This window comes from Kitasatospora sp. NBC_01539, assembly GCF_045040525.1.
GTDB lineage: Bacteria > Actinomycetota > Actinomycetes > Streptomycetales > Streptomycetaceae > Kitasatospora.
The window spans coordinates 3,078,603-3,092,726 of record NZ_CP109390.1; the positions used below are offsets into that span (position 1 = coordinate 3,078,603).

At 67.0% G+C, this 14,124-nt stretch carries 6 protein-coding genes and 3 rRNA genes; 3 read left to right on the forward strand and 6 right to left on the reverse strand.

What is annotated here, in order from left to right; translation table 11 throughout:
* Positions 1–13 precede the first annotated feature (13 nt).
* Positions 14–2,278: a heavy metal translocating P-type ATPase gene (locus tag OG335_RS13135; RefSeq protein WP_405011284.1), complete on the forward strand. Its 2,265-nt coding sequence runs from the start codon at positions 14–16 to the stop codon at positions 2,276–2,278.
* Between the two features lie 118 nt (positions 2,279–2,396).
* On the opposite strand, the gene OG335_RS13140 is transcribed toward OG335_RS13135, so the two are convergent.
* From OG335_RS13140 to OG335_RS13150, 3 genes are all read right to left on the reverse strand, one after another.
* Positions 2,397–3,116 carry an SDR family NAD(P)-dependent oxidoreductase gene (locus tag OG335_RS13140; protein WP_405011285.1) on the reverse strand — a complete coding sequence of 240 codons (720 nt, stop codon included), beginning with the start codon at positions 3,114–3,116 and terminating at the stop codon, positions 2,397–2,399.
* 559 nt (positions 3,117–3,675) lie between these two features.
* On the reverse strand, positions 3,676–4,965 hold the full coding sequence (locus OG335_RS13145) for a citrate synthase (protein ID WP_405011286.1): 1,290 nt from the start codon (positions 4,963–4,965) through the stop codon (positions 3,676–3,678).
* Positions 4,966–5,190: 225 nt separating this feature from the next.
* A complete protein-coding gene (locus tag OG335_RS13150) occupies positions 5,191–7,434 on the reverse strand; it encodes an ATP-dependent RecD-like DNA helicase (RefSeq protein ID WP_405011287.1) in 2,244 nt (747 codons plus the stop codon).
* Between the two features lie 136 nt (positions 7,435–7,570).
* Between OG335_RS13150 and OG335_RS13155 the strand changes: the two genes are divergently transcribed.
* Positions 7,571–8,023 carry a GNAT family N-acetyltransferase gene (locus OG335_RS13155; protein ID WP_405011288.1) on the forward strand — a complete coding sequence of 151 codons (453 nt, stop codon included), beginning with the start codon at positions 7,571–7,573 and terminating at the stop codon, positions 8,021–8,023.
* Positions 8,024–8,294: 271 nt separating this feature from the next.
* On the forward strand, positions 8,295–8,798 hold the full coding sequence (locus tag OG335_RS13160; protein ID WP_405015380.1) for a class I SAM-dependent methyltransferase: 504 nt from the start codon (positions 8,295–8,297) through the stop codon (positions 8,796–8,798).
* 86 nt (positions 8,799–8,884) lie between these two features.
* Here OG335_RS13160 and rrf read toward each other — a convergent pair.
* The 3 genes from rrf to OG335_RS13175 all read right to left on the reverse strand — a co-directional run bounded on the left by rrf (position 8,885) and on the right by OG335_RS13175 (position 14,009).
* A 5S ribosomal RNA gene (rrf, locus tag OG335_RS13165) occupies positions 8,885–9,001 on the reverse strand.
* Positions 9,002–9,098: 97 nt separating this feature from the next.
* A 23S ribosomal RNA gene (locus OG335_RS13170) occupies positions 9,099–12,208 on the reverse strand.
* Between the two features lie 279 nt (positions 12,209–12,487).
* Positions 12,488–14,009, reverse strand: a 16S ribosomal RNA gene (locus OG335_RS13175).
* The 16S, 23S and 5S rRNA genes sit together here, the layout of an rRNA operon.
* Positions 14,010–14,124: the final 115 nt, after the last annotated feature.

A 14,124-nucleotide genomic window follows, 5' to 3' on the forward strand; every position in this document is an offset into this window, starting at 1 on the left:
AGGAGCAGATGAGATGAGCACCACCACGCAGGGCATAGGCCCCGCCGCACGGCAGCGCGTCGAGCTGACGATCGGTGGCATGACCTGCGCCTCCTGCGCCGCCCGGGTCGAGAAGAAGCTCAACCGGATGGACGGCGTCGAGGCCACCGTCAACTACGCCACCGAGAAGGCCCGGATCGACTTCGGCGAGGGCATCGCCGTCGACGACCTGATCGCCACCGTCGAACGGACCGGCTACACCGCCGAGCTCCCGCCGCCGCCCGCCGCCGAACCGGCCCCGGCGGACACCCCGGGGGCCTCCGCCCCCGACCCGCTCCGCGACCGGCTGCTGACCGGCGTCGCACTGTCCGTGCCCGTGGTCCTCCTGTCGATGGTCCCCGCCCTGCAGTTCGACAACTGGCAGTGGCTTGCGTTCGCCCTCACCGGTCCGGTCGTGGTGTACGGCGGCCTCCCGTTCCACCGCGCCGCCTGGACGAACCTCCGGCACGGCGCCGCCACCATGGACACCCTGATCTCGCTCGGCACCCTCGCCGCGTTCGGCTGGTCGGTCTGGGCCCTCTTCCTCGGCGACGCCGGCATGCCCGGCATGCGCCACGGCTTCTCCCTGACCACCGGCCCCGGCGACGCCTCCTCCACCCTCTACCTGGAGACCGCCGCCGCCGTCACCACCCTGATCCTGCTCGGACGCTGGCTGGAGGCCCGCTCCAAGCGCCGAGCGGGCGCCGCCCTGCACGCCCTCATGGACCTCGGTGCCAAGGACGTCTCCGTCCTGCGCGACGGCCGCGAGGAGCGCATCCCCGTCGACCGGCTGGCCGTCGGCATGCGCTTCGTCGTCCGCCCCGGCGAGAAGATCGCCACCGACGGCGTCGTCACCGACGGCACCTCCGCCGTCGACGCCTCCATGCTCACCGGCGAGTCCGTGCCGGTCGAGGTCGCCGTCGGCGACACCGTGACCGGCGCCACCGTCAACGCGGGCGGACGCCTCGTCGTCGAGGCCACCCGGATCGGCGCCGACACCCGGCTCGCCCGCATGGCCAAGCTCGTCGAGGACGCCCAGAACGGCAAGGCCGCCGCCCAGCGACTGGCCGACAGGATCTCCGCCGTCTTCGTGCCGGTGGTCATCCTCGTCGCCCTCGCCACCCTGGTCGCCTGGCTGCTGCTCGACCGGAGCCCCACCGAGGCCTTCACCGCCGCCGTGGCCGTCCTGATCATCGCCTGCCCCTGTGCCCTCGGCCTCGCCACCCCGACCGCCCTGATGGTCGGCACCGGACGCGGCGCCCAGCTCGGCATCCTCATCAAAGGCCCCGAAGTGCTGGAGACCACCCGCCGCGTCGACACCGTCGTCCTCGACAAGACCGGCACCGTCACCAGCGGGCGGATGGCGCTGATCTCCGTCCACACCGCCGACGGGGTCGACGAACGGCAGGCACTGCGCCTCGCGGGCGCCCTGGAGCACGCCTCCGAGCACCCGATCGCCGCCGCCGTGGCCGCCGCCGCGGCCGCGCGCACCGGCGACCTGCCGCCCGTCGAGGGATTCCGGAACGTGCCCGGCCGCGGCGTCCTCGGCACCGTCGAGGGCCACGCCGTCGTCGCCGGACGCGAGGCCCTGCTCGCCGACCACGCCCAGCACCTGCCGCCCGAGCTCACGGCCGCCCGCGCCGCCGCCGAACAGGCCGGGCGCACCGCCGTCGCCGTCGGATGGGACGGCGCCGCCCGCGCGGTCCTCGTCGTCGCCGACACCGTCCGGCCCGGCAGCGCCGAGGCCGTGGCCGACCTGCGCGCCCTCGGCCTGCGGCCGGTGCTGCTGACCGGCGACAACCGGGCCTCGGCCGAGGCGGTCGCGGCCGAGGTCGGCATCCCCGCCGAGGACGTGATCGCCGAGGTGCTGCCGGAGGACAAGGTCGCCACCATCCGGCGGCTGCAGGCCGAGGGCCGCTCCGTCGCCATGGTCGGGGACGGCGTGAACGACGCCGCCGCGCTGGCCCAGGCCGACCTCGGCCTGGCGATGGGCACCGGCACCGACGCCGCCATCGAGGCCGCCGACCTGACCCTCGTCCGCGGCGACCTCCGGGCCGCCGGCGACGCCATCCGGCTCTCCCGGCGCACCCTCGCCACCATCAAGGGCAACCTCTTCTGGGCGTTCGCCTACAACGTCGCGGCGGTGCCGCTCGCCGCGGCAGGGCTGCTCAACCCGGTGGTGGCCGGCGCCACCATGGCGTTCTCGTCGGTCTTCGTCGTCACCAACAGCCTCCGGCTGCGGAGCTTCGACGCCGCCTGAACACCCCCGCACGCCCACGGACCCTGCACGCCCACGGCCCCGGCCGGCAACCGCCGACCGGGGCCGTCCGGCGTCCGGGCTCGGCGCCCGGGCAGCTCGCCGCCGTCGCAGCGGAGGCTCAGCGCCCGAGCAGCTCGCCGCCGTTGCAGTGCAGGATCTCGCCGGTGATGAACGCGGCCTCCGGCGACGCCAGGAAGTACACGGCGGCAGCCACCTCGGCGGGCTCGCCGATCCGGCCGAGCAGGGTGCGGGCGGCCCGCCGGGACACCTCGGCGTCGTCCAGCCGCGGCCCGAAGAACTCGGTGCCCGCCACCGTGCCCGGGGCGACGATGTTGGCCGTGATGCCGGACGGCCCGAGCTGTGCCGACAGGAAGTGGTTCCAGGCGTGCAGCGACGCCTTCGCGGCGCCGTAGGAGCCGGCCCCGCGCAGTGCGGCGATGGAGCTGACGGTGACGACCCGGCCGGAGCCCGGGGGGAGCCGGTCACGGATCGACTCGGTGAGCAGCACGACGGTGAGCACGTTCCGCTCGAAGTCGCCGCGCCAGCGGGCGAGGACGGCGTGCGGGCCGGCGCCGATCACCGTCTCGCGGCTGCCCGCGTTGTTGACCAGCACGTCGACGGTGGCGGGGAGTGCGCCGAGCGCCGCCTCGACGGCGTCGGGGTCGGCGAGGTCGCACACCAGCGGGGTGACGTTCCCGCCCAGCTCCGCGGCGGCCTGTTCGAGCACGGCCCGGCGGCGGCCGACGATCACGACCCGTTCGCCCGCATCGGCGAACCTGCGGGCCACCTCGTAGCCGATGCCCGTACCGCCACCGGTGACGACGACGTTCCTGGTCATCCTCGCGTTCCCTCCCTGTCCGGGTACGGCCCGGCGGAGGTGCGGGCGGACCGCACCGGCGGGGCCTCCCCGGCCGCGGCCGGGGACGGGACGATTCGTATCACGCTGGGTCGCGGGAAATGCGGGGAGGGTGACGCAGCACGCCGGAAAGCGTGTGATAAGGGACAGCGCGGATCCGGCACGCCCGCACACGGAGGGTGGAGAGAGCGAACTCACACTGCCGGAACGTAACTCCCGGGCCCCCGATACGTCATACCGTGTGTAGTGCAGCGGGTGTCCGGCCCGCGGCGACGCGGCGAACGGCTTCGCGTCCCCGCTCCGGACGGCCGCCGCACACGGGGCTCCGGCGGGCCCCGGAACGGCTGCCGACCTTATCGGCGGCACGGCGCACGGCACCGGGTGCGAGGGGTCAGGGACGCTTTGAGCGGCCGTTCCTGGCACTGTCGCACCTGGGTGCCGTGCGCCGCAGACCTCGTCAGCGGCCCCCGGGCCGCACACGGCGGAGGGCCCGGCCACTCCCCCTCGCGGGGGTGCGGCCGGGCCCTCCGTACGAGCCGGGTCAGCGCTCGCCGAGCTCCACGTAGTCGCGGATCGCGGTGCCGGTGTAGATCTGCCGCGGGCGGCCGATGCGGCTGGTCGGGTCGTTGATCATCTCGTGCCAGTGGGCGATCCAGCCGGGCAGGCGGCCGAGCGCGAACAGCACGGTGAACATGCTGGTCGGGAAGCCCATCGCGCGGTAGATCAGACCCGTGTAGAAGTCCACGTTCGGGTAGAGCTTGCGCGAGACGAAGAAGTCGTCGCTGAGCGCGTGCTCCTCCAGCTTGAGCGCGATGTCGAGCAGCTCGTCGGACTTGCCGAGCTGGCCGAGCACCTCGTGCGCAAGGATCTTGACCTGCGCGGCGCGCGGGTCGAAGGCCTTGTACACGCGGTGGCCGAAGCCCATCAGCTTGACGCCGTCCTCGCGGTTCTTCACCTTGCGGATGAAGGCGTCGACGTCGCCGCCGTCCTTCTGGATCTGCTCCAGCATCTCCAGCACGGCCTGGTTGGCGCCGCCGTGGAGCGGGCCCCACAGCGCCGAGATGCCGGCCGAGATCGAGGCGAAGAGGTTCGCGTGGCTGGAGCCCACGAGGCGCACGGTGGAGGTCGAGCAGTTCTGCTCGTGGTCCGCGTGCAGGATCAGCAGCTTGTCGAGGGCGTTCACGATGACCGGGTTGATCTCGTAGTCCTCGGCGGGGACCGCGAACATCATCCGCAGGAAGTTCTCGACGTAGCTCAGGTCGTTGCGCGGGTAGACGAAGGGCTGGCCCATCGCCTTCTTGTACGCGTAGGCCGCGATCGTCGGCAGCTTGGCGAGCAGGCGCACCGTCGAGATGTGGCGCTGCTCCGCGTCGAACGGGTTGTGGCTCTCCGGGTAGAACGTGGAGAGCGCGCCGACGACCGAGGACAGCATGGCCATGGGGTGCGCGTCCCGGGGGAAGCCCTGGTAGAAGCGCTTGACGTCCTCGTGCAGCAGGGTGTGCTGGGTGATCTCGTTGGTGAAGACCGAGAGCTCCTCGGCCTTCGGCAGTTCACCGTTGATCAGCAGGTACGCGGTTTCGATGAAGTTGCCCCGCTCGGCGAGCTGCTCGATGGGGTAACCGCGGTAGCGCAGGATGCCGTTGTCGCCGTCCACGAAAGTGATCGCGGACTTGTACGCGGCGGTGTTGCCGAAGCCGTTGTCCAGGGTGACCAGGCCGGTCTGCGGGAGCAGCTTCGAGATGTCGAAGCCGGCGTTGCCCGCAGTGCTCTCGACGACGGGGTACTCGTACTCGCCGTCCTGGTACCGCAGTACTACCGAGTTGTCGCTCACGTCTTCCTCACCGACGAAATGAATCCTCATCCGACTGCCCTGACTGTCTCTACGATCCCCCATCCGGAGGACAGCCGCGCACCCGGGGTGGGCCGAAAAGGGGCCCGCCATACAAAACCTGTCGCCATGACCGGTCCGAACCGGACAAGATCGGCGCCCAACCAGGTTCCGCCCTAAATCTCTTCACGTCAAGACAACCCGGGACGGTAGCCCACCCTGGGACGATCATCCAATCGCGAGCCGATGATCGAGCGCAGAGTGCCTGCGACCTGCACTTACGGCCCGAACGGCCTGTGCGATCGCCCTCCGTGACCCCACGAGCACAACCAGCTTCTTCGCCCTCGTCACGGCCGTGTACAGCAGGTTTCTCTGCAGCATCGACCATGCCGATGCAGTGACCGGAATCACCACGGCCGGGTACTCGCTGCCCTGCGACCGATGGATCGTCACGGCGTACGCGTGCGCCAGCTCGTCGAGCTCGTCGAAGTCGTACGGCACCTCCTCGTCCTCGTCGGTGCGCACCGTCAGTCGCTGGTCCTCCACGCTCAGCGACGTGACGACCCCGACGGTCCCGTTGAAGACGCCGTTCTCGCCCTTCTCGTAGTTGTTCCGGATCTGCGTCACCTTGTCGCCCACCCGGAACGTCCGACCGCCGAAACGACGCTCCGCCAGACCCTCCCGCGCCGGCGTCACGGCCGCCTGCAGCAGCGTGTTCAGGTTGCCCGCACCTGCGGGACCGCGGTGCATCGGCGCCAGCACCTGCACGTCACGCCGCGGGTCCAGCCCGAACCGCTGCGGAATCCGCCGCGCCACCACGTCGACCGTCAGCCCCGCCGCCCGCTCGGTGTCCTCCTCCGCGAAGAGGAAGAAGTCCGGCAGACCCTCCGTCACCGGCGGCAGCCCCTCGTTGATACGGTGCGCGTTGGTCACCACCCCCGACTGCTGGGCCTGCCGGAAGATCCTGGTCAGCCGCACCGACGGGATCGGGCTCGCCTCCGACAGCATGTCCCGCAGCACCTCACCGGCGCCGACGGACGGCAGTTGGTCGACGTCCCCCACGAACAGCAGGTGCGCGCCCGGCGCCACCGCCTTCACCAGCTTGTTCGCCAGGATCAGGTCCAGCATCGAGGCCTCGTCCACCACCACCAGGTCCGCGTCCAGCGGACGGTCCCGGTCGTACGCGGCCTCGCCGCCCGGCCGCAGCTCCAGCAGCCGGTGCACCGTCGACGCCTCGGCCCCCGTCAGCTCCGCCAGCCGCTTGGCCGCCCGCCCGGTCGGTGCGGCCAGCACCACCTTCGCCCGCTTCGCCAGGGCGAGCGTCACGATCGACTTCACCGTGAACGACTTGCCGCATCCCGGGCCGCCGGTCAGCACCGCCACCTTCCGGGTGAGCGCGAGCTTCACCGAATCCCGCTGCTCGGGCGCGAGTTGAGCACCCGTCCGGCCTGCGAGCCAGCCCAGCGCGGCCTCCCAGTCGAGCGCGGCACCGGCCGCGCCGGAGAAGGCCGGCATCCGGTCCTCCGGCGTGTTCAGCAGCCGCAGCAGCTGGTTGGCCAGCGAGATCTCCGCCCGGTGGAACGGCACGAGGTAGACCGCCGAGACCGGGTCACCGCCCCCGCCCGGCAGGCTCTCGCGGACCACCCCCTCCTCGGCCACCAGCTCCGCCAGGCAGTCGATCACCAGCCCCACGTCGACCTGCAGCAGTTTCACCCCGTCGGCGATCAGCCGTTCCTCGGGCAGGTAGCAGTGCCCCTGGTCGCTGCTCTGCGAGAGCGCGTACTGCAGGCCCGCCTTCACCCGCTCCGGGCTGTCGTGCGGGATGCCCACCGCCTGCGCGATCCGATCGGCCGTCAGGAAGCCGATGCCCCAGACGTCCGAGGCCAGCCGGTACGGCTCGTTCTTCACCACGCCGATGGAGGAGTCCCCGTACTTCTTGAAGATCCGCACCGCGAGGGAGGTCGACACCCCGACCCCCTGCAGGAAGACCATCACCTCCTTGATGGACTTCTGCTCCTCCCACGCCGCCGCGATCATCTTCGTCCGCTTCGGCCCGAGACCCGGCACCTCGATCAGGCGCTTCGGCTCGTTCTCGATGACCTCCAGCGTCTCCACGCCGAACCGCTCCACGATCCGCTCGGCGAAACGCGGGCCGATCCCCTTGATCAGCCCGGACCCGAGATAGCGCTGGATACCCTGCACCGTGGCGGGCAGCACCGTCGTGTAGTTCTCCACCGTGAACTGCCGCCCGTACTGCGGGTGCGAACCCCACCGGCCGAACAGCCGCAGCGACTCCCCGGGTTGGGCACCCAGCAGCGCCCCGACCACCGTCAGCAGGTCGTTGGCGCCGCGCCCGGTGTCGACCCGGGCCACGGTGTAGCCGGTCTCCTCGTTGGCGTAGGTGATCCGCTCCAGCACGCCGTCCACCTGCGCGAGCTGCCGGGGCACCTCCGGCTGCTGCTTCGTGTCCACGTGGCCCCTCCCGGTGCTGGCGACGCTCGACGCGGTGACCGCCGTGCCACGCACCGTACCGCCCGGCACCGACAACCGGACACCTCACCCGGAACCGCCCGACCCGCCCGACGGCGCCGGCCCGTAGGGTCGGTCCATGACCGACCCGATCATCCGACCCGCCACCAGCGCCGACCTGCCCGCCGTGGTCGCCATGCTCGCCGACGACCCGCTCGGCGCCGGCCGGGAGACGCCCGACGACCTCGCGCCCTACCGCGCGGCGTTCGCCCGCATCGCGGCCGACCCGCAGCAGCACCTGGTCGTCGTCGAACGCGACGGCCGGACGGTCGGCACCCTCCAGCTCACCCTGGTGCCCTGCCTCGCCCGCCGCGGAGCGACCCGGGCGATCATCGAGGCCGTCCGGGTCCACGCCGAGGAGCGTGGCAGGGGCCTCGGCGGCCACCTGGTCGAATGGGCCGTCGAACGCGCCCGCGAGCTCGGGGCGGACCTCGTCCAGCTGACCTCGGACGCCTCCCGGACGGACGCCCGCCGGTTCTACGAGCGCCTCGGCTTCACCGCCTCCCACGTGGGCTTCAAACGCGCCCTCTGACCGCCTCGCACGCCCTCCCTGCCGGTCCCTCCCGGTCCCCGCGGGTCACCGCCCGGGGGTCCGGATCGGATGTCCGGATCGGATGTCCGGATCGGGTGCGACACTCGGCCGATGACCGACCCCCGATCACCGATCACCGATCAGCACCTACTGGGACACCGCGGCCGCCACCTTCGACGAAGAACCCGACCACGGGCTCCGCGACCCGGCCGTCCGGGCCGCCTGGGCCGCACGCCTCCGCGACTGGCTCCCGGCCTCGCCCGGCCACGTCCTGGACCTCGGATGCGGCACCGGATCGCTCACGGCCCTGCTCGCCCGGCAGGGCCACCGGGTGACCGGCATCGACCTCGCCCCGCAGATGATCGCCCGGGCCCGCACCAAGCTCACCGCCGCCGGCCTCGACGCCGACCTGCACGTCGGCGACGCCGCCGCCCCGCCGGCCCGCCTCACCGGCTACGACGCCGTGCTCTCGCGGCACCTCGTGTGGACCCTGCCCTCGCCGGAGAGCACCCTCCGCCACTGGACGACACTGCTCCGGCCCGGCGGCACCCTCGTGCTCGTCGAGGGCCGGTGGGCCCAGGCCGACGGCGACGACCGCCCGTACGCGCCAGGGGCGCCCCGGCTGCCCTGGGCCGGCGGTGTACGCGCCGAGACCCTCGCGGCGGCGCTCCGACCGCACGTGCGCGAGCTGACGGTCACCCCGCTCGCACACGACGCCGCGCTCTGGGGCCGCGTCGTGCCCGACGAACGGTACGCCCTGGTGGCGCGGACCTGAATTTCCGGGAACTCCCGCCGGCAGAAACGTCCCGTAAACGCAGTCAAGCCCCCTCCCGGACGGGAGGGGGCTTCACTGGAATGATTGTTCGGCGGCGTCCTACTCTCCCACAGGGTCCCCCCTGCAGTACCATCGGCGCTACGAGGCTTAGCTTCCGGGTTCGGAATGTAACCGGGCGTTTCCCTCACGCTATGACCACCGAAACACTATGAAACTGTCACCACCCACCCGCGAACTCAGGACACAGCCTGGTGCGATGGGGGTCGTTGTTTCAGAACAACACAGTGGACGCGAGCAACTGAGGACAAGCCCTCGGCCTATTAGTACCGGTCAACTCCACCCCTTACAGGGCTTCCATATCCGGCCTATCAACCCAGTCGTCTACTGGGAGCCTTACCCTCTCAAGGAGGTGGGAGTGCTCATCTCGAAGCAGGCTTCCCGCTTAGATGCTTTCAGCGGTTATCCCTCCCGAACGTAGCCAACCAGCCATGCCCTTGGCAGGACAACTGGCACACCAGAGGTTCGTCCGTCCCGGTCCTCTCGTACTAGGGACAGCCCTTCTCAACACTCCTACGCGCACAGCGGATAGGGACCGAACTGTCTCACGACGTTCTAAACCCAGCTCGCGTACCGCTTTAATGGGCGAACAGCCCAACCCTTGGGACCTACTCCAGCCCCAGGATGCGACGAGCCGACATCGAGGTGCCAAACCATCCCGTCGATATGGACTCTTGGGGAAGATCAGCCTGTTATCCCCGGGGTACCTTTTATCCGTTGAGCGACGGCGCTTCCACAAGCCACCGCCGGATCACTAGTCCCTACTTTCGTACCTGCTCGACCCGTCAGTCTCACAGTCAAGCTCCCTTGTGCACTTACACTCAACACCTGATTGCCAACCAGGCTGAGGGAACCTTTGGGCGCCTCCGTTACTCTTTAGGAGGCAACCGCCCCAGTTAAACTACCCACCAGACACTGTCCCTGATCCGGATCACGGACCCAGGTTAGACATCCAGCACGACCAGAGTGGTATTTCAACGTCGACTCCACCATGACTGGCGTCACGGCTTCAAAGTCTCCCACCTATCCTACACAAGCCGAACCGAACACCAATATCAAGCTATAGTAAAGGTCCCGGGGTCTTTCCGTCCTGCTGCGCGAAACGAGCATCTTTACTCGTAATGCAATTTCACCGGGCCTGTGGTTGAGACAGTCGAGAAGTCGTTACGCCATTCGTGCAGGTCGGAACTTACCCGACAAGGAATTTCGCTACCTTAGGATGGTTATAGTTACCACCGCCGTTTACTGGCGCTTAAGTTCTCAGCTTCGCCCGACCGAAATCGGACTAACCGGTCCCCTTAACGTTCCAGCACCGGGCAGGCGTCAGTCCGTATACATCGCCTTACGGCTTCGCACGGACCTGTGTTTTTAGTAAACAGTCGCTTCTCGCTGGTCTCTGCGGCCACCCCCAGCTCAGAGTGCAAGACTCATCACCAGGAATGGCCCCCCTTCTCCCGAAGTTACGGGGGCATTTTGCCGAGTTCCTTAACCACAGTTCACCCGAACGCCTCGGTATTCTCTACCTGACCACCTGAGTCGGTTTGGGGTACGGGCCGCCATGAAACTCGCTAGAGGCTTTTCTCGACAGCATAGGATCATCCACTTCACCACAATCGGCTCGGCATCAGGTCTCAGCCTCAATGAACGGCGGATTTGCCTACCGTTCGGCCTACACCCTTACCCCGGGACTACCACCGCCCGGGCTGGACTACCTTCCTGCGTCACCCCATCGCTCACCTACTACCCCGTTGGGTCACCGGCTCCACCACGTCCCATTGTCCGAAGACTCCGGGCCGGCTTCGCGGGCTTAGCATCAAGAGGTTCGACGTTGGCGCTTCAAAGCGGGTACGGGAATATCAACCCGTTGTCCATCGACTACGCCTGTCGGCCTCGCCTTAGGTCCCGACTTACCCTGGGCAGATCAGCTTGACCCAGGAACCCTTGGTCAATCGGCGCAAGAGTTTCCCACTCTTGTATCGCTACTCATGCCTGCATTCTCACTCGTGAACCGTCCACAACTGGATTCCTCCGCTGCTTCACCCGGCACACGACGCTCCCCTACCCATCCACAGCGCCGTTGGGCGTATTCTGTGAATGACACGACTTCGGTGGTGTGCTTGAGCCCCGCTACATTGTCGGCGCGGAATCACTTGACCAGTGAGCTATTACGCACTCTTTCAAGGGTGGCTGCTTCTAAGCCAACCTCCTGGTTGTCTCTGCGACTCCACATCCTTTCCCACTTAGCACACGCTTAGGGACCTTAGTCGGTGTTCTGGGCTGTTTCCCTCTCGACCATGGAGCTTATCCCCCACAGTCTCACTGCCGCGCTCTCACTTACCGGCATTCGGAGTTTGGCTAAGGTCAGTAACCCGTTGAGGCCCATCGCCTATCCAGTGCTCTACCTCCGGCAAGAAACACACGACGCTGCACCTAAATGCATTTCGGGGAGAACCAGCTATCACGGAGTTTGATTGGCCTTTCACCCCTAACCACAGGTCATCCCCCAGGTTTTCAACCCTGGTGGGTTCGGTCCTCCACACGGTCTTACCCGCGCTTCAACCTGCCCATGGCTAGATCACTCCGCTTCGGGTCTTGGGCATGCAACTATGACCGCCCTATTCGGACTCGCTTTCGCTACGGCTACCCCACACGGGTTAACCTCGCTACACACCGCAAACTCGCAGGCTCATTCTTCAAAAGGCACGCAGTCACACCCCACAAGGAGATGCCCCCACGGCTTGTAGGCACACGGTTTCAGGTACTATTTCACTCCGCTCCCGCGGTACTTTTCACCATTCCCTCACGGTACTATCCGCTATCGGTCACCAGGGAATATTTAGGCTTAGCGGGTGGTCCCGCCAGATTCACACGGGATTTCTCGGGCCCCGTGCTACTTGGGAGAAGCTCAAGCAAGCCGTACAGATTTCGTCTACGGGGGTCTTACCCTCTACGCCGGACCTTTCGCATGTCCTTCGACTACCCATACGGTTTCTGACTCGCCCAGCCGCCGGCAGACGACTGAAGAACTTTCCCACAACCCCGTCATGGCAACCCCTGCCGGGTCTCACACCATGCCGGTTTGGCCTCATCCGGTTTCGCTCGCCACTACTCCCGGAATCACGGTTGTTTTCTCTTCCTGCGGGTACTGAGATGTTTCACTTCCCCGCGTTCCCTCCACATACCCTATGTGTTCAGGTATGGGTGACAGCCCATGACGACTGCCGGGTTTCCCCATTCGGACACCCCCGGATCAAAGCTCGGTTGACAGCTCCCCGGGGCCTATCGCGGCCTCCCACGTCCTTCATCGGTTCCTGGTGCCAAGGCATCCACCGTGCGCCCTTAAAAACTTGGCCTACAGATGCTCGCGTCCACTGTGCAGTTCTCAAACAACGACCAGACACCCACCCTCCCACACCGAACGGTGCAGTCACGTGAGGCCGGCACCCAGAGGCAACAGACCAGACGGCCGTCCCCTCAGGACCCAACAGCGTGCCCGACCCACCAAGCCGTATCCCTGTTTTCCACGCCGAAGCAGTACTTACAGAGCCGTACTCGATGTGCCGAATAGTCAACGTTCCACCCATGAGCAACCGTGCGAGACATTCGCTCGCAACCGGCTATGTGCTCCTTAGAAAGGAGGTGATCCAGCCGCACCTTCCGGTACGGCTACCTTGTTACGACTTCGTCCCAATCGCTGGTCCCACCTTCGACGGCTCCCTCCCAAGGGTTAGGCCACCGGCTTCGGGTGTTACCGACTTTCGTGACGTGACGGGCGGTGTGTACAAGGCCCGGGAACGTATTCACCGCAGCATGCTGATCTGCGATTACTAGCAACTCCAACTTCATGGGGTCGAGTTGCAGACCCCAATCCGAACTGAGGCCGGCTTTTTGGGATTCGCTCCGCCTCGCGGCATCGCAGCCCTTTGTACCGACCATTGTAGCACGTGTGCAGCCCAAGACATAAGGGGCATGATGATTTGACGTCGTCCCCACCTTCCTCCGAGTTGACCCCGGCAGTCTCCTGTGAGTCCCCATCACCCCGAAAGGCATGCTGGCAACACAGAACAAGGGTTGCGCTCGTTGCGGGACTTAACCCAACATCTCACGACACGAGCTGACGACAACCATGCACCACCTGTACACCGACCACAAGGGGGCGCCTATCTCTAGACGTTTCCGGCGTATGTCAAGCCTTGGTAAGGTTCTTCGCGTTGCGTCGAATTAAGCCACATGCTCCGCTGCTTGTGCGGGCCCCCGTCAATTCCTTTGAGTTTTAGCCTTGCGGCCGTACTCCCCAGGCGGGGAACTTAATGCGTTAGCTGCGGCACCGACGACGTGGAATGTCGCCAACACCTAGTTCCCAACGTTTACGGCGTGGACTACCAGGGTATCTAATCCTGTTCGCTCCCCACGCTTTCGCTCCTCAGCGTCAGTAATGGCCCAGAGATCCGCCTTCGCCACCGGTGTTCCTCCTGATATCTGCGCATTTCACCGCTACACCAGGAATTCCGATCTCCCCTACCACACTCTAGCCTGCCCGTATCGAATGCAGACCCGGGGTTAAGCCCCGGGCTTTCACATCCGACGCGACAGGCCGCCTACGAGCTCTTTACGCCCAATAATTCCGGACAACGCTCGCACCCTACGTATTACCGCGGCTGCTGGCACGTAGTTAGCCGGTGCTTCTTCTGCAGGTACCGTCACTTGCGCTTCTTCCCTGCTGAAAGAGGTTTACAACCCGAAGGCCGTCATCCCTCACGCGGCGTCGCTGCATCAGGCTTTCGCCCATTGTGCAATATTCCCCACTGCTGCCTCCCGTAGGAGTCTGGGCCGTGTCTCAGTCCCAGTGTGGCCGGTCGCCCTCTCAGGCCGGCTACCCGTCGTCGCCTTGGTAGGCCATTACCCCACCAACAAGCTGATAGGCCGCGGGCCCATCCTGCACCGCCGGAGCTTTACACCGTCAACCATGCGGAAGACGGTCATATCCGGTATTAGACCCCGTTTCCAGGGCTTGTCCCAGAGTGCAGGGCAGATTGCCCACGTGTTACTCACCCGTTCGCCACTGATCCACCCCGAAGGGCTTCACCGTTCGACTTGCATGTGTTAAGCACGCCGCCAGCGTTCGTCCTGAGCCAGGATCAAACTCTCCGTGAATGATTACCCGTCATCGGGTTCACACCCGCGTTGAGCGGCACGGCAACCCCCGGAATAGGGAGCCCCGCGCACTGCGTCCTCGCTGTGTTATTTACTACAAAAGGAATCTCCAACC

Coding starts and splice junctions, on each gene's coding strand:
- OG335_RS13140 (WP_405011285.1), bottom strand. CDS start 3,116: ATGACCAGGAACGTCGTCGTCACCGGTGGCGGTACGGGCATCGGCTAC.
- OG335_RS13135 (WP_405011284.1), top strand. CDS start 14: ATGAGCACCACCACGCAGGGCATAGGCCCCGCCGCACGGCAGCGCGTC.
- OG335_RS13155 (WP_405011288.1), top strand. CDS start 7,571: ATGACCGACCCGATCATCCGACCCGCCACCAGCGCCGACCTGCCCGCC.